Here is a 22,629-nt window from a genome sequence, read left to right as displayed (position 1 = left end):
TCCGGCCCTTAAGAGGCGTGCTCAACGGAACCTGCCGCAATTGCACGCAATTTTACAGGTTTCGGGTTCCGCGGCGGCCCAGCAAAAACCGCGAAAAACAACCCCATGCACAGTAGACACTTGACGCCATTCTCATCGAAAAATGACGAGAATAGCTGGACTATGACGAGAATAGACCCTATATTCTCATCATTGGGTGCTGAGAATATGGTCTATATCCACGATAGAGCCGACTGGCCGGCGTTTCAGTGGAGCGCAGACCGGCTGGCGGCGCGGCTGGCCCAGGTACGTCACAAGCAGGGCCGCCTGCTTGGCCGGATGGACAGTCTCGGCTTCGCCTTGAAGGCAGAAGCCTCGCTCCAGACACTCACTGAAGATGTCGTCAAATCAAGCGAGATCGAAGGTGAGATTCTCGATCGCAATCAGGTCCGGTCGTCGATCGCCCGCCGGCTCGGCATCGATATTGGCGCGCTCACGCCTGTCGAGCGAAACGTCGAGGGCGTCGTCGATATGACGCTCGACGCCACCCAGAAATTCGATCAGCCCATCACCGCCGAACGGTTATTCGGCTGGCACGCCGCCCTGTTCCCGACGGGTCGAAGCGGGATGTTGAAAATTGTCGTTGGCGGGTGGCGTGCCGAACAGTCAGGCGCCATGCAGGTCGTCTCCGGGCCAGTCGGCCACGAGCACGTTCATTTCGAAGCACCCGCTGCCAACTGGCTCGAGAATGAAATGAGCGCATTCCTCGATTGGTTCAACGCCGACCGGGACTCAGATCCAGTCATCAAGGCCGCGGCTGCGCATCTCTGGTTTGTGACCGTTCACCCGTTCGAGGACTGCAACGGCCGCATTGCGCGCGTGATAACCGATCTCGTCCTCGCGCGTTCGGAACAGAGTACGCAGCGCTTCTACAGCATGTCGTCTCAAATCCGCAAAGAGCGCAACGCCTACTACGACATCCTCGAAAGAACCCAGCGAGGAACGCTCGACATCACCAATTGGCTACAATGGTTCCTCGACTGTCTCGATCGCGCTTTCGACGGCGCCGAGACCATCATCGGAAACGTGCTGCACAAGGCAAGATTCTGGGAGCGCCATCGCGCGCGTTCCCTCAATGATCGCCAGCGGCTGATGTTGAACCGCCTGCTCGATGGGTTTGAGGGCAAGCTCACCTCTTCGAAATGGGCTCGAATCGTCAAAGTCTCGCAAGCGACCGCTGCCCGCGACATCGAAGACCTGATCGAGAAGGGCATCCTTCAGAAGGACGCCGCCGGTGGCCGCAGCACGAGCTATTCGCTGGTGCCGTAGAGCGCAGTGCTTCCACATTGTCATGGCCGGGCTTGTCCCGGCCATCCACGTTCTTGGCCCGGGCATGACGATCTCCAGAAAATCCCAAACGAAAATCCGCCGGAGGCTTCCCCCCGGCGGATCATCAGACGTCACGATCAAGCGCAGCCTTACGCCTTCATCGCTCCCTTCACGGCCTCGGCCGTGATCGGCAGCGCTCGGACACGGGCGCCGGAGGCGTTGAAGATGGCGTTGCCGATGGCAGGCGCCACCACAGTCACCGCGGGCTCGCCGACGCCGGTGGCTTTCTCGCCGTTGGCGATCACGGCGACCGCGACCTCCGGCATCTGGCTCATGCGCAAGGGCGTGTAGCCATCGAAATTGGTCTGCTCGATGCCACCGTCCTTCAGCGTCGCCTTCTCGTACAGCGCCAGCGACAGGCCCCACAGCGCCGCGCCCTCGACCTGGGCACGGATGTTGTCGGGATGCACCTGCGTGCCGACATCGGTCGCGACCGTGAGCTTCTTCACGGTCACTTCGCCCGACGGCGCCACTGCGACATGCGCGACGCAAGCGGTCCAGCTTGCGGTCGCACGTTCCTGCGACGACACGCAGGCGACGCCCATGCCTTCTCCCTTGGGGAGTTTCTTGGTGCCGTAGCCGGCAAGGCCCATCGCGGCCAGCAGCGTGTTGCGCAGCCGCTGCGCGCCGCCGTCGTTGTTGCCGGCGCCATCGAGCAGCGAGATGCGGTATTGCGCCGGATCCTTGCCGGCCGCGGCCGCGATCTCGTCGATCATGCTTTCGACCGCCCAGAAGGTCCAGCCCGGCGCCACCGAACGGAGCTGACCCGACGGAGTGGCGCTGTGCGCCATCTCGTTCTTGATCGCCCGCACGTGATGGTTGGGCACCGTGTAGAAGAAGTCCGACCCGTTCACCGTGAACGCATCGAGCGGCCCCTTCTTGTCGACCGAGGGCGACAGGAAGTCGGGGATGCCCCAGCGCTGCGTCGGCCAGGCCGAGACCACGTCGTGGCTGAGTGCGACGAGCTTGCCGTCGCCGTCGACGCCGGCCTTCACTTTCTGGTAGGTGAGCGGACGCGAGAAATCCATCGTCATGTCGTTCTCGCGCGTGTAGATCACCTTCACCGGCTTGCCCACGGCCTTGGCCGCCTGCACTGCCGGCACCATCATGTCGGCGTCGAGCCTGCGGCCGAAACCGCCGCCGAGCCACATCTGGTGCATCACCACGAACTTCGGATCGATCCCGGCAGCACCGGCCGCAATCGCGCCGGAGCGCGTCGCGAACTGGTTGCCGGAATAGATGTGCAGGATGTCGCCCTTGAACTCCGCGGTGGCGTTCATCGGCTCCATCGGCGCGTGGATATTGATGCTGGTGGTGTATTCCGCCTCCAGCACCTTGGCCGCTGTTCCGAGAGCAGCCGCGGGATCGCCGTCCTTGACGAAGAACTGGCCGGAATCATCGAGCTTCTGAAGCCGCTTGGCTTCATCGAGCAGCGACTCACTCGATACCTTCGCATTCGGGCCGCCGTCATAGCTGACCTTCAGCGCCGCCGCCGCCTTCTTGGCGTTGGCGTAGGTGTTGGCGACCGCAACCACCCAGCCGGTCGTGGTCTGGGTCTTGTCGTCGAGGGTGACGGCCTTGATGAAGCCCGGCACCTTCTTCGCAGCGGAGTCGTCGACCGCCTTCACGGTAGCGCCGTAGCGCACCGGCGGCGTCACCACTGCGCCATAGACCATGCCGGGAATCATCACGTCGATGCCGTACTTGGCCGTGCCGTTGGTCTTGGAGGGAATGTCGATCTGCGGCACCGACACGCCGATCATGGTGTACTGTTCCGGCGCCTTCAGCTTGATCGCCTTCAGCTCGTCGGGCGTGAAGGTCTTGGTCGCCTTGCCGCTCTTCACGACATCGGCGAACGACATCTGCTTCTTCGACTTCGCATGCACGATCATGGAGTCGCGCACTGCGAGCTCGCCTGACGGTACGCCCATCGCGGCGGCCGCACCTTCGGTCAACGCCATGCGTCCGGCAGCACCCGCCCGGCTCATCGCGTCGAAATTCATCATGGTCGACCAGCTGCCGCCGGTGATCTGTGCACCGAGGACCGGGTCGTTGAATTTTGGATCGTTGGAGGCGAGGTTGACCCGCATGTCGCTCCACTTCGCGCCCAGCTCCTCGCAGACGATCTGCGCCATGGTGGAGGCGATGTGCTGGCCCATGTCTGCCTTGCCGCAGGTTACGGTGACCAGGCCATCGGGCGCGATCGCGTACCAGACGCTCGGCTCGAAATTGGCGGGAGCCGCAGCGAGTGCTTCGCCGACGCCGGGCACGCCGGCATAGCCGAGCACGAGGCCGGTGGCGGCGGTGCCGACCAGGAAGGTGCGACGGCTAAGATCTGATGTCTCGGGGGTGATTTTTTTCACGTGATGGTTCATGTGGGCCTCCGCTCGTTGCCGGCGGCGGATGCAGTGCGCATCTCGGTGGCGGCGCGCATGATTGCTTTCTGAATCCGCGAATAGGTCATGCAACGGCAGAGGTTGCCATCCATGTGGGCCACGACCTCTTCCTTGGTCGGATTGGCATTCTTCGCCAGCAGCGAGGCTGCCTGCATGATCTGCCCGGACTGGCAGTAGCCGCATTGCGGCACCTGCTCGGCAATCCACGCCTTCTGCAGGGGATGATCGCCCTTGGCGGAAAGACCTTCGATGGTGGTGATCTTCTTGCCGGCGACGTCGCCGACCATGGTCTGGCACGAGCGCACGGCTTCGCCGTTGACATGCACGGTGCAGGCACCGCACAGGCCGGCACCGCAGCCGAATTTCGTTCCGGTCATCTGCAATTGTTCGCGGATGGCCCAAAGGAGCGGCGTGTCGTTTGCCGCATCCACGGACATGCTCCGCCCGTTGATGGTGAGCGTTGGCATAGGCGTCTTCCCCTGCCGGTGCAATGAAGCCGCTTACGGCGGCAACTTGTGTAGCGGACACCCACCGGGTCGGCGGCCGCCTTGCCCGCAAGAATGATCGCGTTCTCTCGCGGAGGCAAATGCAATTTGGAATCAGTCGAAACTATCGCGGCATCCGCTTGTTGTGCGATGCGACAACAGCGCTGACGCTAGCGACTGGACACAATTGAAGGTGCGCCAAGCATGGATGCCATCGCGACGAGGCAGTTTCCTCCGAGTAACCTCGCGGGCTAGAGTATGAAGTATGATGAAGTGAGATCGCCGATGCGGACATTCCTTCTCCCCTTGTGGGAGAAGGTGGCGCGCAGCCCCGGATGAGGGGTATCTATCCGCGAACTCACTGCGAGCTTCACTCGCGGAGAGATACCCCTCACCCGTCTCGCCGCTTTGCGGCGAGCCACCCTCTCCCACAAGGGGCCCACAAGGGGAGAGGGTGCATCCGTGTCGCGGATAAATAAAAAAACAAAGGCGGAAACAATGCCAAGGATCGATCGGGACGGCGTCGGGATCTATTATGAAGTGCACGGCGACGGGCCGCCGCTGCTGCTCACCCACGGCTATTCCTCGACCTCGGCGATGTGGCACGGCCAGGTCGATGCGCTTGCGAAGCACCATAAGCTCGTGCTGTGGGACATGCGCGGCCACGGCCAGTCCGATTATCCCGATGACCCCAACGCCTATAGCGAAGCTCTCACCGTCGGCGACATGGCGGCGATCCTCGATGCGGTCGGCGCCAGGCGCGCCATCATCGGCGGGCTGTCGCTCGGCGGCTACATGTCGCTCGCGTTTTACCGCGCTCATCCAATGCGCACGCAAGCGCTGTTGATCGTCGATACCGGCCCGGGCTTCAAGAAGGACGACGCGCGCGAGGCCTGGAATGCGCGTGCGCTCGCCACCGCCGACAAGCTCGGCCGCGAAGGTCTCGACGTGCTGAAAGCGGCCACCCGCGAGCGCGCCACCGCCAGCCATCGCAACGCCAAGGGACTGGCGCTCGCCGCGCGCGGCATGCTGACCCAGCGCGACGCCAAGGTGATGGAGCTGCTGCCTGATATCAAGGTGCCATCGCTGATCGTGGTCGGTGCCGACGACGCGCCATTCCTGGCGGCGTCCGATTACATGGCGGCAAAAATCCCCGGCGCACAAAAAATCGTGATCCCCGCGGCCGGGCACGCCGTCAACATCGATCAGCCCAAGGCTTTTGTTGACGCCGTGGCGCCTTTCCTGAAGAACTTGCCGGGATAGGCGATCATCGAGGGATCACGGCAATGAAGCGGGCAATCCTGGCTGCGGGCGCAGCGCTTCTTTCAATGGCAGCGTCGGTGCAGGCCGAGCCGTTCGGCACGGTCCCGCTGCGCCATCCCTTCGTCGACACCTTGTCGAACAACACACCGCTGGCGTTCGGGATGGATGCGGGCCAGACCGCGCACGTGCTCGGGCAGCCCTTGCAATACGTCAAGGGGCGCCCCGGCAACGAGATCTATCTTGCGCTGCGCGACATCGGCGGCAGTGGATTGGTGCCGTACCACCGCCACCGGCTGTTCCTGCAGTTCCGTCATGGACGGCTGGCAGGATGGAAGGAGGATTACGGCGAGAACTGGATGTGGGAATAGGCGCGGCTGCGCCACTGCCTCCCCTCATCCTGAGGAGCTTGCGAAGCAAGCGTCTCGAAGGATGAAAGGCCCCCGCTGCTACAGCTCGGCCTCTATCCTTCGAGACGCGCGCGAAGAGCGCGCTCCTCAGGATGAGGGGAGAGAGCACTGATTTCGGATCGACAAGCAAGAAGGACAACCCGCGTGGGACAAGACATCAAGCTGACGGCGTCGGACAATTTCAAGCTGGGCGCCTATCGCGCCGATCCCGCAGGCGCGCCGAAGGGCGCGGTGGTGGTGATCCAGGAGATTTTTGGCGTCAATCATCACATCCGCTCGGTCTGCGATCGCCTCGCAGGCGAAGGCTATGTCGCGATCGCGCCGTCGATCTTCGACCGGACGTCGCCGGGCTTCCAGTCGGGCTATACGCCCGATGAAATCGCGGAGGCGCGAAAATTCGTTGCCAATCCCGATTGGGACGCGATGCTGCGCGACACGCAAGCCGCGATCGATGCGGTGAAGAGCGTCGGCCCGGTCGGCATCATCGGCTTCTGCCTCGGCGGCAGCATCGCCTTTGTCGCAGCGACTCGGCTCACCGGCGTGAAGGCCGCGATCGGCTATTACGGCGGTGCCGTCGTGCGCTTTGCGGATGAGAAACCGAAGGTGCCGACGCAGCTGCATTTCGGCGAGAAGGACCACAGCATTCCCTTGACCGACGTCGAGACGGTCAAGGCGAAACGGCCTGAGGTCGAGGTCTTCATCTATCCGAATGCCCAACACGGCTTCCATTGCGACGAGCGGCCGAGCTACGACAAGGCCAGCTCCGAGATCGCCTGGCCGCGGAGCATGGAATTCTTCGCCAAGCATTTGAAATAGCCGCTGTCATTCCGGGATGCGCCGACAGGCGCAGGCCCGGAATCCATCGGACGGCGGAGTTGGTGGCGCGATGGATTCTCTGATGCGCAATTGCGCATCATAGCTCGCGACTTCGTCGCGCCCCGGAATGACGAGGAGGAAGCAGGAATCGGGTGGCTGCATCACGACGCACAGCGATAGAGCTGGCTGATCACGCCAGTTCACGCCGGGAGAGCGTCATGCAGCAGGCCAACACGAATCTCGTCATCCGCAACCCGTTCGGCACCATGGATGTGCCGGAGCCCAGCGATTCCGAAGTCATGCACTATGCCATAGCCGCTACGCTGGCCGGCGATGCCGCCGATGGCAATGCGGCGCATTGGGCATCCATTCCGACGCTCTCCGACCCGCTCGAAGGCGCCTGGGCGAGCCGCTGGAACGGCGGCGCCGACCCGACCATCGCCGGCGATACGCCGGATCAATGGAAGCAGGGCCGCGCGGAGGCCCGCGTCGTAGGCGAGCGGATTTACCTGCGGTTCGATTGGGACAACGGCCGGCGGCACGGGCTGATCGATGCTGCGCGAGAGAGCGGCAATGGCCTGATCGGGAAGTACATCAACCTGACCAATCCCGCGATCATGCGGCCATGGGTCGGGCTCGTGGTCGATGCCTCGCGGATTGATGGGTGCTTTCCGAACGGACGGCTTGATTTTCGGAGGTGAAGCTCCGTCATTCCGGGGCGCGCGTAGCGCGAGCCCGGAATCCATCGCGCGTCGGAGTTGATGGCGGAAATGGATTCCGGGCTCGCGACTTCGTCGCGCCCCGGAATGACAGCGAGCTAGAACCAGCGCTCGGCGACGAACACGGTATCGCCCGGGCTGACGGGCGTGCCGAGCGGCACGACGGCGCGCATGGCGCCGCCGCCCTCGGTGTGGGTGACGGTCACCACGTCACGCTTGGCGCGCGGCGAGAAACCGCCGGCGATCGCCACTGCGCTTTCGACCGTCATGTTGGGCACGTAAGGATATTGGCCGGGCGCTGCGACTTCGCCGAGGATGAAGAACGGGCGGTAGGACTCGATCTCCACGGCGACCGACGGCTCGCGGATGTAGCCGTTGCGCAGACGCGCGGCGATTTCACCGGCGAGCCCTGCGGTGGTGCGGCCACGCGCCGGCACCGCGCCGATCAGCGGCATGGTGATGGAGCCGCCGGCGTCGATGGCGTAGCTGTTGGTGAGACCTTCCTGGCCATAGATCACGACGCGCAGCTTGTCGCCGGCATCGAGGTGATAGGAGGCGTCGTAGCGCATGGGTGCTGCCCCCATCGGCGCCGCATAGGCGACCGGCACGGGGGCAGGACCTGACGCAAAGGAATTGCTGAGCGCGGCAATGGCGCCGCCGCCGTTGTCGGCGACGACCGGCTGCCGTGCGCTATAGGGCTGGCCGTAGGCCATGGCGTCGAGATCGGGACGGGACTGCACGTATGCGACAGGACCGGCGGTCTGCATGCAGCCGCCCAGGGCCAGCGCGGCGGACGCTGCCAGGATCGACCATCGAAACGCGCGTGCAACCGGCACCGGAGCCATCCCTCGGAACGAGACAGCTCCAGTGATGCACCGGTTATGGTTAATAAAAGGTTGAGGGGGTCTTTGGCCGAAGATGCGAACCGTACACTCCGTCATGCCCGGGCTTGTCCCGGGCATCCACGTTCTTGGTGCTGCACGAAAGATCGTGGATGGCCGGGACAAGCCCGGCCATGACGAGAGTTTGGGTTTCGATCAGGCGCTCACACCAACACCGATGGGGCATGACACGCCGGTGCCGCCGAGGCCGCAATAGCCGGCGGGATTCTTCGCCAGATATTGCTGATGATAGTCCTCGGCGAAATAGAATTCGCCGGCCGGCGCGATCTCGGTGGTGATCGGCCCGAGACCCTTTGCAGCGAGCGCCTTCTGATAGAGCGCCTTGGACTCCAAGGCCGCTTGCTGCTGCGCGTCGGAGGTCGTGTAGATCGCGCTTCTGTACTGCGTACCGAAATCGTTGCCTTGGCGCATGCCCTGCGTCGGGTTGTGGTTCTCCCAGAACGTCTTCAGGAGAGTCTCGTAGGAGATCTTCTTCGGATCGAACACGACCAGCACCACTTCGGTGTGGCCGGTGCGCCCCGAGCAGGTCTCTTCATAGGTCGGGTTCGGCGTGTGACCGCCGGCATAGCCGACGGCAGTCGCATGGATGCCGTCGCCGAGCTCCCAGAATTTGCGCTCGGCGCCCCAGAAGCAGCCGAGCCCGAACACGGCCTGCTCGAGACCTGCGGGATAGGGCGGCGCGAGCTTCGCACCGTTGACGAAATGAGTGGTCGCGGTCGGAATCGGTTGCGCGCGGCCGGGCAGCGCGTCAGCTGCGCTCGGCAGTGCGGTGGTCTTGCGCATGAACAGCATGATCGGATCTCCGGGAAACAAGCTGTCGCACGCCTGAGCCAGGTGCTCAGGCGGCGTGCTCGCGATCGAGTGGGGATATAGGTCTTTACGCGCAAAGGCGCAGCCTTGTTACGGCACCGCATGCGCGAAAGCTCAGTCCCTGGAATAGCCGATCAAGGGTTTCCGCGGCCGGAACAGGATCATCAGCAGAATGCCGAGAATGCCGAGGACGGCGAACACCGGCTGGTCCAGCACCAGGCGGATCACCGAGGTCCAGAGCCAGGGCGCCTTGGCCTCGACCCAGGTCCGGACGGCGGACTGGCTGGCCTGGTTGATATCGTTCCAGAACTGGCCGAATCGGGTGAAGCGCAGGGTCTGGTCGGCCACCCAGCGGGCGCCGTCATAGACCATGAAGAAGAACCCGCCGGCCAGCAGCAACAAGCCAATCAGTCGGAAAAAGCCGCGGATCATGCTCACCCTCTATGGTCACCCGATCGGACGACCCCAAGAACGTTGAAGAAACGCTGACGAAACGCCGTCAGCCAATAGCCGGGAGGCGGCAGAAATTCAACCTCATCAGGGCGTTACGGTCCCCTTTGGCGTGCCAGGAGCCTGCCTTTCCAGCCCCCTAAAGCGTTGACGGTGCCAAAGACCCCCTCTATAAGGGCGCCAACTGGCGGTGGGCGCAATCCTGCCGCCGCTGTTCTTTGAGCAGTTGCAGGCTCTTTTGAGCCTCAGAGATGGCCGCAAGGCCTATCGCTCATGCTCCGGGAACGGCCCAGCAACCGAACACCTTAAATCCGAGCGTCGATTCCGCGGTCAAGCTGCCGGCGCTACCCGACCAAGACGCGACCGGTACCCGCAAAGGACATTGAGACCATGGCCAACACTACCTCCGCCAAGAAAGCGACGCGCAAGATCGCCCGCCGCACTGCCGTCAACAAGTCGCGCCGCACCCAGATGCGCGGTGCCGTGCGTAACGTCGAGGAAGCCATCGCGACCGGCGATCGCGCCGCCGCCGTCAAGGCGCTGGCCAACGCCGAGCCCGCGCTGATGCGCGCCGCCCAGCGCAACATCATTCACAAGAACAATGCCAGCCGTAAAGTCTCGCGCCTCACCGCGCAGATCGCCAAGCTCGCGAAGTAAACTCACGAAGTAAAGTTCGTCGAACAATCCGATCGTCTCGTTCGATCGGTTGAAGCGAGCATCGCATTCGTCAATCAGCCCGGCTTCGCGCCGGGCTTTTTGTTGCCTGTCACAATTCATCCTTGCAGTCTTTGGGCGACCAATCTTCCGTTGGAAGAGTCTTGTCGTCTTCGCTATGCTATATCCGTAATTCTACCTGTCGTTGTTTTTGCCACAGCGGAAACTTTCAGTGCAGTGCGAAAAACCCCTGCGGGGCGGGCCTAAGTTGGATTCTCGCGCGCGCGAGTTCGGCACACCGTAGTTTCCCCGGAATGCGTTTCGCGCTGGGGTTACCCTGTGAAACGCGACTCAAAAAACGATGTCTCGCTAATCACTTATCCACATAGCAGCGCCAAGCATTTGGAAAATTCGGGTGCGCGGCACGTGCGTGACGCTTTTGTAAAAAATTTTTGGCGGTGGGGGAGTCTTTGTCACACGACGTCCGGCATTTTCGAATCTGTGCACGAATCCAGAAACTTGCTCCGGAGCCTGTGAACAACTCCCGCGCGGCGTTAACGCAGATCAAGTTTTTAATCGCCTCAAGTGTGAATCAATTCCGTTGCGAGTCTTTCCGCATAGTGTATTTCTTAAGTCGTTCGCGGCGCCCACGATCTTGAGACCAGCGCGGTTTTGGAAACGGGGCGAGCGTGCAAATCGGCGGCGGTGTGCACGTAGGCGACGCTTCAACAAGCGATTGTCGGATCAAAACCCACAGCAATGTGGGAACGGTAGCTCTTTGTCAAAATGTCTCCAAGCGGGATTTTTCTCAATCTCGCCCGCGCCAGGCGCAAATGAGGGACCTTACGAAGCTACCCCGACACGCACGATGGCGTAGCCGAACGGACGAACAGTGCAGACGGGCAGGACATCGGCGACTTCAGTCGCAGTTGTCTTCTAGGACACGCAGGACCTTGTCGTGAGCAATCACGGCAGGACGGGGAGGTATCATGTCTTACGGACTCAACGCGGTATTGAAGCAAGTTTCCTTTTCCAAGTATGCCATTCTGGATCTGTCGGACATCCAGCCTCCCGCGTGTGACGCAGCGCCGAGTACGCGCTGACCTCGCGAACACCCCATCTCTGACATCGCTGATCTGACCGCGGCGTTCGCGCCGAACGGCCGGGCTGTGTCCGACGATGGTCTCGCTCGAGGTCGCGCCATTGCGGAAACCCTGATGGCAGGAACTCTGCATGGCGCTCACAACGCAACCTTATCTCTCAAGAAAAGTTCTCAAATGATGACGACATCGGAACAGGATCGCTGGTCACGCGTGAAGAGCCGGCTGCGCTCGAACGTTGGCGAAGACGTCTATACGAGCTGGTTTGCGCGCATGGATCTCGAAGGCGTGCAGGAGGAGAGCGTGCGGCTCTCGGTCCCAACCCGCTTCCTGAAGAGCTGGATCCAGGCTCATTATGCCGAGCGCGTGCTGTCGTGCTGGCAGGCCGAGATGCCGGAAGTGCATCGCATCGATCTCACCGTTCGCTCCGCGGTGCGCCCCGTGGTGCAGTCGAAGGAAGCGCCGGCGCCGATCGAAGCGCGCCGTGCGCCTGCGCCCGAGCTACGCTCGACGGCGACCGCGCCGGTGTCCGCCAATCATGATGCGCTCGGCGGCTCGCCGCTCGATCCGCGCCTGACCTTTGCGAGCTTCGTCGTCGGTCGGTCCAACACGCTGGCGCACGCAGCCGCGCGTCAGGTCGCCGAGGGACGCCGCGGCGATCCCGTCATGTTCAACCCGCTCTACATCCATGCCGGCGTCGGCCTCGGCAAGACGCACCTCTTGCAGGCGGTGACCTGGGCCGGCAATTCCGGTAACGAGCGCAAGGTGCTCTATCTCACCGCGGAAAAATTCATGTACGGCTTCGTCGCCGCGTTGAAGACGCAGACGGCGCTCGCCTTCAAGGAAGCGCTGCGCGGCATCGACGTGCTCGTCATCGACGATCTCCAGTTTCTGCAGGGCAAGTCGACGCAGGCCGAGTTCTGTCACACGCTGAATGCGCTGATCGATGCCGGCCGTCAGGTCGTGATCGCGGCCGACCGTCCGCCGTCCGACCTCGAAAGCCTGGATGACCGCGTCCGCTCGCGTCTGGCCGGCGGTCTCGTGGTCGAGATGGGCTCGCTCGGCGAAGAGCTGCGCCACGGCATTCTCAAGTCGCGCGTCGCAGCCGCCCGCACCCATCACGCGACCTTCGAGGTGCCTGAGGAGGTGCTGACCTATCTGGCGCGCGCCATCACCCATAACGGCCGCGACCTCGAAGGCGCCATCAACCGCCTGCTGGCGCACTCGAAGCTCAACAACCGGCCGGTGACGCTGGAGATGGCGGAGCACGAGGTGCGCGACCTGATCCGGCCGCAGGAGCCGAAGCGGATCAAGATCGAGGACATCCAGCGCGTGGTGGCACGGCAGTATAATGTCAGCCGCTCCGACCTCTTGTCCTCGCGCCGGACCGCCAATGTGGTGCGTCCGCGCCAGGTGGCGATGTACCTCGCCAAGACGCTGACCCTGCGCTCGCTCCCCGAGATCGGCCGCCGCTTCGGTGGCCGGGACCACACCACGGTGCTGCACGCCGTGCGCAAGATCGAGGCACTGGTTTCCAAGGACAATGCGCTGTCCGAGGAGGTCGAGTCGCTCAAGCGCCAGCTTCAGGAATAAACGCCTAGGTACCCCTCTCTCCACCTCCCGCCGCCCCGGCCATGCCTGGGCGGCGGTCGCGTTTTTGCCTGTAAATCGTGGGGAACTGCCCCCCGATCCCTTGAATCCCGGGGCCATCCGCGCCACCTTGCGCGACCCTGACGGCTTTGGTCATATCGGCTGGATGATCCGGCTTTCCGGGGTCTTCGGTGCCGCGGCGCGCTTTCCTCCGCCCGGCTTTTTCCTTCTTTTGGGGATCGGGCGAGTAGTGCAATGAAGGTTACGGTCGAACGCGCGCAACTCCTGAAGTCGCTGGGCCATGTCCATCGCGTGGTCGAGCGCCGCAACACGATTCCGATCCTGGGCAACGTGCTGGTGCGCGCCGAGAACGCGAAATTGTCGCTGAAGGCAACCGACCTCGACCTCGAGGTCACGGAGACGCTGCCTGCGGAAACCGCCACGGCCGGCTCGACCACCGTGCCGGCGCACATGTTCTACGACATCGTGCGCAAGCTGCCGGATGGCTCGCAGATCGTGCTGGAAGCCGACGGCGACCGCGCGGTGCTGGCGATCCGCGCCGGCCGCTCGCGCTTCACGCTGCAGACCCTGCCGGAGAACGACTTCCCGGATCTCGCCACCGGCGAGCTGTCGCATTCGTTCTCGCTCGCCGCCAAGGACGTCAAGCGGCTGATCGACCGCACCCAGTTCGCGATCTCGACGGAAGAGACGCGCTATTATCTCAACGGCATCTATCTGCACGCCGCAGGCTCCGCGAACGCCGCGACCCTGCGCGGCGTTGCCACCGACGGCCACCGCCTCGCCCAGCTTGACCTGATCCAGCCCAAGGGCGCCGAGGGCATGCCCGGCGTGATCGTGCCGCGCAAGACCGTCGGCGAGGTGCAGCGCCTGATCGAGGACAACGAGGCCGAGGTCACGATCGAGCTGTCGCCCGCCAAGATCCGCTTCACCATCGGTAACGTGGTGCTGACCTCGAAGCTGATCGACGGCACCTTCCCCGATTACGGCCGCGTCATCCCGCAAGGCAACGACAAGGAGCTCGTCGTCGACAAGAAGGATTTCGAGAACGCGGTCGACCGCGTCTCGACCATCTCGAGCGAGCGCGGCCGCGCGGTGAAGCTGTCGCTGTCGCCGGGCAAGCTGGTGCTCTCGGTGACCAATCCGGATTCCGGCAGCGCCACCGAAGAGCTCGAGGTCGAGTACGCCTCCGACGCGCTCGATATCGGCTTCAACTCCCGCTATTTGCTCGACATCGCAGCCCAGATCGAAGGCAACGTCGCCACGCTCAAGCTCGCCGACCCGGGCTCGCCCACCCTGGTGCAGGACAAGGACGACAAGAGCGCGCTGTATGTGCTGATGCCGATGCGGGTGTGAGGGGCTACCAGCCTCTTCACGCATTGACTACATCCGTCATGGCCGGGCACAGCCGTCCGAAGGGCGGCGCCGCTGACGCGCGCCAATGACAAAGACCGCATGACCCCCTCGCGCATTCATCGCCTGACACTGACGCATTTTCGCAATTATCGGGCGGCGGGGCTCGAGACGGCGGCTGACATGGTGGCGCTGGTCGGGCCGAACGGGGCGGGCAAGACCAATTGCATCGAGGCGATCTCGTTCCTGTCGCCCGGACGCGGCTTGAGGCGCGCCACGCTGGAGGACGTCGCCGACAACCAGGGCGACGGCTCCTGGGCGGTGTCCGTGCAAGCCGAGGGCGCGCTGGGGCTGGCCACGCTCGGCACCGGCATTGACGCACCGCGACCCGACACCGCGGTCAGCCGGCGCTGCCGCATCGACCGCGAGCCGGTGAATTCGGCCGCCGCCTTCGGCGACCATATCCGCATGGTATGGCTGACGCCGGCGATGGACGGGCTGTTCATGGGCGCTGCTTCCGAGCGGCGGCGCTTCTTCGACCGCCTGGTGCTCGCGATCGACAGCGAGCATTCCAGCCGCATCAACGCGCTCGAACGTTCGCTGCGCTCGCGCAACCGCCTGCTCGAGACGCGCAATTATGACGACCATTGGTGTGACGCGATCGAGCGGGAGACCGCCGAGCTTGCGGTCGCGGTCGCCGCAACGCGCGGCCAGACCGCGGCGCGGCTGACCGGCATGCTGAACGCGCGCGCACAACAATCGGCGTTTCCGTCGGCGCAGATCGCGCTCGACGGCTGGATGGAGAACGCGCTGCTGACCGAGACCGCGACCTCGGTCGAGGACCGCTACCGCCAGATCCTGCGCGACAACCGCCCGCGCGATGCGATTGCCGGCCGCACCACCGACGGCCCGCACCTCACCGATCTCCAGGTCATCTATGCGCCGAAGAACATGCCGGCGCGCGACGCCTCGACCGGCGAGCAGAAGGCGCTCCTGATCGGCCTCGTGCTGGCGCATGCAACGCTGGTCGCCGAGATGACCGGCATTGTGCCGCTGCTCCTGCTCGACGAGGTCGTCGCCCATCTCGATCCGAACCGCCGCGCCGCGCTGTTCGACGAGCTGCGCAAGCTCGGTGCGCAGGTGTGGCTGACCGGCGCCGACCCGGCCGCCTTTGCCGGAATCGGCGCCGGCAGCGAAGTCTTTGACGTCGAGAGCGGACACGTTTCCGCGCGGCGATAGCTGCGTCGTTGAACCCGAACATTTCCCGTCGCGACTAGCTCCCTGAGGCCGCACCGACGGTGTCGCAGCCGTTGCAATCGCGGCGATCTCACAGCGCGCGATGTCCTTGAGGGTGACCATGCGGACGGTAAGGCTCGGGGTGAAAGCTCCGGCACGATGGCGGGCGTTTGCGTGCGGCCTCGCCTTCCTCGCAAGCTGCCTGCTCGCGGCCACCGCCAGCGCCTGGATGCCGCATGTCTCAGTGCTGTTCTCGCCCGGGCTCACGCCGGATCCCGAGGCCCGGCTGCCCGCACCGACCCGTTACAGCTACCGGGGAATCCACACCACCGTCGTGCAGGGCGTTGCAACGCCGCTCCGCACCAAGTTAGAGGCGACCGTGCCCGCCGAGCTCGGCAACGTGCTCGCCTTCTACCGCAGCGAGCTCGGAAAGCTCGGCTGGCAGGAACAGCGCGATGGCGCGGTGGTCTCCGCCGATCACGTCCAGCTCGCCTTCGTCTCCCCGGTCGGGCCCGGCATGCTGGCGCTCGACCGCAAGGACAGCAGCACCAGCGTCGATCTCGTGCAGAAGAACGCATCTGTCGCGACCAGCGCGAACGTCATGCCCGAGCCCGGCCAGGCGAAGCTGGTGTTCTCCAATATCAGCGGGACCGACGCCGAACTCACGATCAACGACCAGACCGTAAAGCGCGCCGCCGGCACCCGTGCGGTGTCGCTGGATCTGCCACCCGGCAAATATTCCTACGAACTGGGTGTGCCCGGCCATCCGGCCACCACGCACGTCCTTAACCTCGTCGCTGGCGACACCTGGGAGCTCACGATCGGGCGTGACGGCGAGGCATGGTCACCGCTCCTGCTGTATTGATCCCTGCATCATCCTGATCGGGAGCGCCTCGGAACCAGCTCTCGTTCCCCCCGCAAAATCCACGTCTTTCGGGCTCCCAAAACACCCCTCGAATCGGGCTTTTCGCGAGCCCCCAAATCGGCCTTCGCGCGCCTTGAAAACCGGCCCAAAAATCCTATCTCATCAAAGGGTTGCCACAGGATACTTTGCGCTAGGCGCAATTGGTCTTTCATGGCACAAATAGCCTGCAAATCAGCGCCTTTTGCGCGGCTGATTCGGGCGACATCTCGAAGGCCTCTCATGACAGAACCTGCTCGGCAGACGCCTGCCGAAAACGAGCTCTCAAATCCAAGCGATTACGGGGCGGAATCGATCCGCGTGCTCAAGGGGCTCGATGCCGTCCGCAAGCGCCCCGGCATGTATATCGGCGACACCGATGACGGCTCGGGCCTGCACCACATGGTGTACGAGGTCGTCGATAACGCGATCGACGAAGCGTTGGCGGGCCACGCCTCGCGCGTCGACGTCGTGCTCAATGCCGACAATTCCGTCACCGTGCGCGACGACGGCCGCGGCATTCCTGTAGACATCCACAAGGGCGAAGGCATCTCCGCGGCCGAGGTCATCATGACCCAGCTGCACGCCGGCGGAAAATTCGACCAGAACTCCTACAAGGTCTCCGGCGGCCTGCATGGCGTCGGCGTCTCCGTCGTCAACGCGCTGTCGAGCAAGCTCGGCTTGCGCATCTGGCGCGACAACAAGGAGCACTACATCGAGTTCGCCCATGGCGACGCGGTGGCACCGCTGGCCGTCGTCGGCGATGCGCCCGGCAAGCGCGGCACCGAGGTGACGTTCCAGGCCTCCCCCAACACCTTCAAGAACATCGAGTATGATTTCGCCACGCTCGAGCACCGGTTGCGCGAGCTCGCCTTCCTCAATTCCGGCGTCAACATCGCACTTTCCGACATGCGTCATGCGGTCGAGAAGCGTGAGGAGATGCACTATTCCGGCGGCGTCGAGGAATTCGTCAAATATCTCGACCGCAACAAGAAGGCGATCGTGCCGGCACCGATCATGGTGCGCGCGGAGGCCAACGGCATCGGCGTCGAGGCCGCATTGTGGTGGAACGACAGCTACCATGAGAACGTGCTGTGCTTCACCAACAACATCCCGCAGCGTGACGGCGGCACCCATCTCGCCGGCTTCCGCGGCGCACTGACGCGCCAGGTCAACGGCTATGCTGAGGCCAATGCGAAGAAGGAAAAGATCGCGCTGACCGGCGACGATTGCCGTGAAGGCCTCACCGCCGTGCTGTCGGTGAAGGTGCCGGACCCGAAGTTTTCGTCGCAGACCAAGGATAAGCTGGTGTCCTCGGAAGTGCGTCCCGTGGTCGAGAACGTGCTCAACGAGGCGCTCCAGGCTTGGTTCGAGGAGCATCCGTCTGAAGCCAAGATGATCGTCGGCAAGGTGATCCAGGCCGCCGCCGCCCGCGAAGCCGCGCGAAAAGCGCGCGAGCTGACCCGCAAGAGCCCGCTCTCGGTCTCCTCGCTGCCCGGCAAGCTCGCCGACTGCCAGGAAAAGGATCCGGCGAAATCCGAGCTCTTCATCGTCGAGGGCGACTCGGCAGGCGGCAGCGCCAAGCAGGGCCGCAACCGCGAATTCCAGGCGGTGCTGCCGCTGCGCGGCAAGATCCTCAACGTGGAACGCGTGCGTCCCGACAAGATGCTGCACAGCGAGCAGATCGGCACGCTGATCACCGCGCTCGGCACCGGCATCAGCGACGAGTTCTCGATCGAGAAGCTGCGCTATCACAAGATCATCGTGATGACGGACGCCGACGTCGACGGCGCCCACATCCGCACCCTGCTGCTGACCTTCTTCTACCGGCAGATGCGCGACATCATCGACGGCGGTTACCTCTATATCGCACAGCCGCCGCTCTATAAGGTTTCGCGTGGCAAGTCCGAGCAATATCTGAAGGACGAGCGGGCGCTCGAAGATTATCTGATCGACACCGGCCTCGACGACTGCGTGTTCATTCCCGGCGTCGGCGGCGACCGCACCGGCCGCGATTTGCGTTCGCTGGTCGACGATGCCCGGACTGTCCGCAGCGTCCTCCGCAATTTGCACAGCCGCTACAATCGCAAGGTGATCGAGCAGGCCGCGATTACCGGCGTGCTGAACAAGGCGATCTACGGCGATCCCGAGAAGGCTGCCGCAGCCGCGCAATACATCGCCGGCCGCCTGGACAATCAGTCCGAGGAGGTCGAGCGCGGCTGGCTCGGCCAGTACGTCGAAGGTCAGGGTTTCCAGTTCGAGCGCACGGTGCGCGGCGTCAGGGAAGCCGCCGTCATCGACGACGCCTTCCTGGGCTCGGTCGAAGCCCGCAAGCTCGACGAATACACCGTGAAGCTTCAGGACGTTTATGCCCGCCCCGGCAAGCTGCGGCGCAAGGACGTCGAGCACATGGTCTACGGCCCGGTCGACCTGTTCGAGGCGGTCACCGACGCCGGCCGCAAGGGCGTCACGCTGCAGCGCTACAAAGGGCTGGGCGAGATGAACCCGGAGCAGCTCTGGGAAACAACGCTGGATATCAATGCGCGCTCGCTGCTGCAGGTGAAGGTCAAGGAGGTCGACGAGGCCGACGACATCTTCACCAAGCTGATGGGCGACGTGGTCGAACCGCGCCGCGATTTCATCCAGGAACATTCGCTGAGCGCGACGATCGATATCTAGGACCGGTTGCGCGCCTGGGAAGCCTGCCGCTCACGACTGCAACAGAACATGGTCCACAGTGTCCGTGCGCCCGATCTTCGAGACGCCGGCCTTGGCTCTTCGGGATGAGATCCCGTTTTGCGGCGACATGCTGGACAGTCTCGGCTGCCGTGCCGGAGTTGAACGGCCCATCAGCACCCTATTTCAGCCCGAGGGGTACCGATATCGGCGGGTTCGCAAACGTCGTTGAAAGACTGCGCAGGAGCTCCGTGGCATCGTTCCGCTCAAGTCCCGCTCGCGAGCAAACATAGGCGTTGAGGGCCGGTAATGGCGGCAAATAATACTCTTTCGCCTCTACCAGATCGCCAGGCGCGATCGATAAAGGAACGGCTCCCAGCCCTATCCCGGCTCTCACTGCCGTCATGCGCGCCTGATAATCCGGACTATAAAATACAATCCGATACGAGAGCCCTGCCTTTACGAGCGGACGGATCATGTAGTCGTCTTCAGGGAGGGTCACCAACGGGATTGGGTCGCCCGGTCTGATGACAAAGCCATTTGCACGAATCCAGACCAGCGGCACGCTGAACTGGTGGACAATCGTGTCCCTGAATTCGTGGTCCGAGTCCGGCGCAAAAACGCAGGCGATGTCAATGTAACCTTCCAAAAGGCCTTTCCTGATCGCGCTCGAATGATCAGCATGGACGAATATATTGGATAGAGCATCCGGAGGCCTGTCGTGCATGAAGCGTTCAACGAACGCGGTGCTAAGGCCGAGCCGCAGCGCAGTCGGCCCACCTTCCTTGCCCCCGAGTTGCAGCACCTGGTCGTTGGCATCCAGAATCTTACGAGCTTGAATCAAGACTAGCTTGCCCAGCTCCGTCGGCGTTGCGCCACTCGAGCTCTTCTGGAAAACTGCACCTCCGATCAGATTCTGCAAACGCTTTACCTGAGAGCTGACAGCCGGTTGCGAGAGCCCAAGACGCTCGCCAGCCTTGCTCAGGCTGCCAAGCTCTGTGATTGCGACAACCGTGCGCATAATCTCAATCGGGATAATGGTACCGTTCTTGCTTGACATTCTCCCCACCAGCGTGCGCTTGATCATCGCCAAGGGACTGATCGACTAAACAGCGGTCCTGGTTGATTACGATCAAGGGAAAATCTTTTTAGCGGACAAAGCGCCGGCGTCGGACACGACAGCGCATAGCTCGTCCAATCCGTCATTATCCCATGCTGCGACACATGCGCCGACGCGCAAAATGCATATCAAAGCAGCCGTCGGTAACCGCTTTGAGCTTTATGAGCTCGCGCGTCAGGAGCGCAACCGAGCCAAACGCGATCTGCCCAATGGTTGAATACGTTGCAAACGTCGGTTTAGAAACATCGCAAGCTTCCTTGCGCGCTCTATCCTAAGTTTCAATCTTGAGCTTGGCAAGTTCCCGCCGATCCAATTCGAGACTGCTACCCTGTCGTACCCCCATTCAAACAGTGTCTCCCGTGCAGCGCTGACGTTTGGCTTTGCTCGAACTCCCGTCGGCTGATCTTACCTGGTTCACTCACACAAGTTGCCGCCGGATTGCGAACCCTCACGCCAGTTCCGCCGCAGCGCGCTGCATGCTCGAGGCAATGTCGTCGGTGACCGCGCTCTGCTCCTCGACCACCGCGGTGGTATTCGCGACATACTCACTGACGTGTCCGATGGCGGATCGGATCGCTGTCATCGCGGTCGCGACGTCACCGGAGACGACATTGAGAGATTCGATTGAGCTTCCGCTAGAATTCGGCGCACCTATGCGCCTGATCCGGTTCAGCAGGTTACGCACAGTCCCGCGGCTCACGTCTAATTGACGAGCACTGCGCCGTCACAGCGGACGCCCGTGACCCAGACGTCGGCCTGGCCGACTCGCACACCAAGCGTTGACAAGGTCGAGGCGATGAGCTGATCGATTGACGTAGTCGCCCCCGACAGGATCCCGGCCACCGTCGATGTCAAACCCGGGATCGGAAGACCTGCGCCATTGATGCTGAGCGACAGGTCGCCCAACAGGCTCGACGTCAAGGACGACGCAAAGTTCTGGGTCGAGACCGTCTTTGCCAGCTGAGACTGGATGTCGACATAAGTGAAGGTCACCGGCGTCGCCGACGTATTTCCCATCGCCGCGTGCGCTCGGCCGGATACGTTCAGCCCGCCTACGCCAACCAGCACGGCTGGCGGAGGATTGGGCTTGCTGGTGACGTTCGTCATGTCAGCCATGGAAACATTGCCGATCCAGGCATCGACAATGCCCGGCGTCACGCCGAGCCTGACCGTCGAATTGCTGACGTCCGGATGGCTGCAGGAGATGGCATCGAGCGTTGCCGTTCCCTGGGCGATCTCGATGTAAATCGGAAGATTGAGAGCGGGGACGAGACCACTTCCTCCGAGCTGGACCGTGAGCAGGATTCTGGTTTGAGCAGTATGCACGCTCGCGCCCTGTGTCCCAAGCGTGACCCATCCCGATCCGACCGGTCTCTCCCCGATCGTCACAACCAGGCTTGCGTTCAAGACGCCGGGAAGCCCGAGATTGACTGACGTTGCGATTTGATGAGTACCGTTGGCCACTTCGGCAATCGCCGAGACGAGACTGTAGACCGAGAGGCTGACGCCGACTTTGGGTTTCTGGCCCACCGTGAGGCCGTTATATGGCCCCAGGTCAATCAGTGAGGCGAGGCTGAGCTTGTTCGAGAGACTCGATACCGCTTGCGAAATAGTCGACAGGGCAATTGTCGCCGAGCTTGCGCCGTTGGCGGCCTGTTGTGCAGCAAGCGCCGCTGCGATGGCATCGGACATCTTGACGTTGCCCGTCAAAAGGCTGTCGTAGGTCACTCCCGTCAGGTTCACGCGTGTCGCAAGGGCCGCCAGGAAATCGAAGGCATCGATCTTGGCATTGATCAGCGACTGATAATCCATCGCAGATAGCGAGAGGCTGGTGCCGAGCATGCCGCCAAGAATGGCGTTCAAGAGACCGCCATTGATCGATGCCAGCCGCGAGCCGATCGCGAATGACGCGAGAGCGGTGCTGGACGCCGTCGCCGTCGTATTGATCGTGAAGTTGCTGCTGCCGGTAAAGTAGCGCGCGAAGTAAAGCGGCGTCTGAGTATTCAGGGTGACCCGCGCAGCGTTCGCCACGCCGGTCGCTGGCGTTACAAAGCGGGCCTGTGGCGTCACCGCCGAATTCGGCGTGTAGGTGCCGAGGTTCACCGCGACAAGCGAATTGGCAGGAAAATTGTTCTTCACGACGGTTGCGGCCGCCGCATTATAGGCATTGGTGAGATTGCTCGCCGCGACGACCGCGGCAAGATCGGCGGCGCTCTGCGCCTTTCGCCTGTCGGCGAAGATCGCGCCGACGTCGACGGCAAGGGCGGTGCAGCCGATGACCAGCGTCATCAAACCCGCGCCCATGATCGTGAAGTTGCCCGAAATGTCGGCACGAAAGCGATCAATGAGCGATTTGTGCCGCATC

General features: G+C 63.1%; 19 protein-coding genes. 11 read left to right on the top strand and 8 right to left on the bottom strand.

Going from position 1 to position 22,629, the window contains the following annotated elements; all coding sequences use genetic code 11:
- Window positions 1–207: 207 nt before the first annotated feature.
- Entirely contained in the window at window positions 208–1,308 is a 1,101-nt protein-coding gene (locus ABID58_RS02195; protein WP_354031668.1) for a Fic family protein, read from the top strand.
- A gap of 149 nt (window positions 1,309–1,457) precedes the next feature.
- Here the strand turns inward: ABID58_RS02195 and ABID58_RS02190 are convergent, their stop codons facing one another.
- Together ABID58_RS02190 and ABID58_RS02185 are read right to left on the bottom strand one after the other, a co-directional pair.
- Complete coding sequence (locus tag ABID58_RS02190) at window positions 1,458–3,743, bottom strand: xanthine dehydrogenase family protein molybdopterin-binding subunit (protein WP_354031357.1); 2,286 nt, start codon at window positions 3,741–3,743, stop codon at window positions 1,458–1,460.
- A complete protein-coding gene (locus ABID58_RS02185; protein WP_092231998.1) occupies window positions 3,740–4,231 on the bottom strand; it encodes a (2Fe-2S)-binding protein in 492 nt (163 codons plus the stop codon). The genes ABID58_RS02190 and ABID58_RS02185 overlap by 4 nt, the downstream gene beginning before the upstream one ends.
- Window positions 4,232–4,747: 516 nt before the next feature.
- Between ABID58_RS02185 and ABID58_RS02180 the strand changes: the two genes are divergently transcribed.
- From ABID58_RS02180 to ABID58_RS02165, 4 genes are all read left to right on the top strand, one after another.
- On the top strand, window positions 4,748–5,512 hold the full coding sequence (locus ABID58_RS02180; RefSeq protein WP_354031356.1) for an alpha/beta fold hydrolase: 765 nt from the start codon (window positions 4,748–4,750) through the stop codon (window positions 5,510–5,512).
- 23 nt (window positions 5,513–5,535) lie between these two features.
- Window positions 5,536–5,880, top strand: coding sequence for a hypothetical protein (locus ABID58_RS02175; RefSeq protein WP_148750890.1), 345 nt, complete (start codon window positions 5,536–5,538; stop codon window positions 5,878–5,880).
- A 183-nt stretch (window positions 5,881–6,063) separates the two neighbouring features.
- A complete protein-coding gene (locus tag ABID58_RS02170) occupies window positions 6,064–6,735 on the top strand; it encodes a dienelactone hydrolase family protein (protein WP_354031355.1) in 672 nt (223 codons plus the stop codon).
- Between the two features lie 218 nt (window positions 6,736–6,953).
- Complete coding sequence (locus ABID58_RS02165) at window positions 6,954–7,436, top strand: hypothetical protein (RefSeq protein ID WP_354031354.1); 483 nt, start codon at window positions 6,954–6,956, stop codon at window positions 7,434–7,436.
- Between the two features lie 116 nt (window positions 7,437–7,552).
- On the opposite strand, the gene ABID58_RS02160 is transcribed toward ABID58_RS02165, so the two are convergent.
- The 3 genes from ABID58_RS02160 to ABID58_RS02150 form a co-directional block, all read right to left on the bottom strand.
- Window positions 7,553–8,290 (bottom strand): polysaccharide biosynthesis/export family protein, encoded by a 738-nt coding sequence (locus tag ABID58_RS02160; RefSeq protein ID WP_354031353.1) that lies wholly within the window; start codon window positions 8,288–8,290, stop codon window positions 7,553–7,555.
- Between the two features lie 201 nt (window positions 8,291–8,491).
- On the bottom strand, window positions 8,492–9,148 hold the full coding sequence (gene msrA / locus ABID58_RS02155) for a peptide-methionine (S)-S-oxide reductase MsrA (RefSeq protein ID WP_354031352.1): 657 nt from the start codon (window positions 9,146–9,148) through the stop codon (window positions 8,492–8,494).
- A 132-nt stretch (window positions 9,149–9,280) separates the two neighbouring features.
- Window positions 9,281–9,598, bottom strand: coding sequence for a hypothetical protein (locus ABID58_RS02150; RefSeq protein WP_148750894.1), 318 nt, complete (start codon window positions 9,596–9,598; stop codon window positions 9,281–9,283).
- A 408-nt stretch (window positions 9,599–10,006) separates the two neighbouring features.
- Between ABID58_RS02150 and rpsT the strand changes: the two genes are divergently transcribed.
- From rpsT to gyrB, 6 genes are all read left to right on the top strand, one after another.
- On the top strand, window positions 10,007–10,273 hold the full coding sequence (gene rpsT, locus ABID58_RS02145; protein WP_018319466.1) for a 30S ribosomal protein S20: 267 nt from the start codon (window positions 10,007–10,009) through the stop codon (window positions 10,271–10,273).
- A 1,277-nt stretch (window positions 10,274–11,550) separates the two neighbouring features.
- On the top strand, window positions 11,551–12,963 hold the full coding sequence (gene dnaA / locus ABID58_RS02140) for a chromosomal replication initiator protein DnaA (RefSeq protein WP_354031667.1): 1,413 nt from the start codon (window positions 11,551–11,553) through the stop codon (window positions 12,961–12,963).
- Between the two features lie 252 nt (window positions 12,964–13,215).
- Entirely contained in the window at window positions 13,216–14,334 is a 1,119-nt protein-coding gene (gene dnaN / locus ABID58_RS02135) for a DNA polymerase III subunit beta (RefSeq protein WP_354031351.1), read from the top strand.
- Window positions 14,335–14,433: 99 nt separating this feature from the next.
- On the top strand, window positions 14,434–15,570 hold the full coding sequence (gene recF / locus ABID58_RS02130; protein WP_354031350.1) for a DNA replication/repair protein RecF: 1,137 nt from the start codon (window positions 14,434–14,436) through the stop codon (window positions 15,568–15,570).
- A gap of 118 nt (window positions 15,571–15,688) precedes the next feature.
- The gene (locus ABID58_RS02125) at window positions 15,689–16,432 is read left to right on the top strand and encodes a hypothetical protein (RefSeq protein WP_354031349.1); all 744 of its coding nucleotides are present in this window, start codon (window positions 15,689–15,691) and stop codon (window positions 16,430–16,432) included.
- Window positions 16,433–16,711: 279 nt separating this feature from the next.
- On the top strand, window positions 16,712–19,147 hold the full coding sequence (gene gyrB, locus ABID58_RS02120) for a DNA topoisomerase (ATP-hydrolyzing) subunit B (RefSeq protein ID WP_148750899.1): 2,436 nt from the start codon (window positions 16,712–16,714) through the stop codon (window positions 19,145–19,147).
- A gap of 178 nt (window positions 19,148–19,325) precedes the next feature.
- Here the strand turns inward: gyrB and ABID58_RS02115 are convergent, their stop codons facing one another.
- The 3 genes from ABID58_RS02115 to ABID58_RS02105 all read right to left on the bottom strand — a co-directional run bounded on the left by ABID58_RS02115 (window position 19,326) and on the right by ABID58_RS02105 (window position 22,628).
- Entirely contained in the window at window positions 19,326–20,231 is a 906-nt protein-coding gene (locus ABID58_RS02115; RefSeq protein ID WP_354031666.1) for a LysR family transcriptional regulator, read from the bottom strand.
- A gap of 481 nt (window positions 20,232–20,712) precedes the next feature.
- Window positions 20,713–20,847 (bottom strand): hypothetical protein, encoded by a 135-nt coding sequence (locus tag ABID58_RS02110; RefSeq protein ID WP_354031348.1) that lies wholly within the window; start codon window positions 20,845–20,847, stop codon window positions 20,713–20,715.
- Between the two features lie 119 nt (window positions 20,848–20,966).
- Window positions 20,967–22,628 carry a pilus assembly protein TadG-related protein gene (locus tag ABID58_RS02105; protein WP_354031347.1) on the bottom strand — a complete coding sequence of 554 codons (1,662 nt, stop codon included), beginning with the start codon at window positions 22,626–22,628 and terminating at the stop codon, window positions 20,967–20,969.
- Window position 22,629: the final 1 nt, after the last annotated feature.

The sequence above is a fragment of the Bradyrhizobium sp. S3.2.6 genome (genome assembly GCF_040546885.1).
Classification (GTDB): Bacteria; Pseudomonadota; Alphaproteobacteria; order Rhizobiales; family Xanthobacteraceae; genus Bradyrhizobium; species Bradyrhizobium cytisi.
This window is presented reverse-complemented; position numbering and strand designations above follow the sequence as displayed.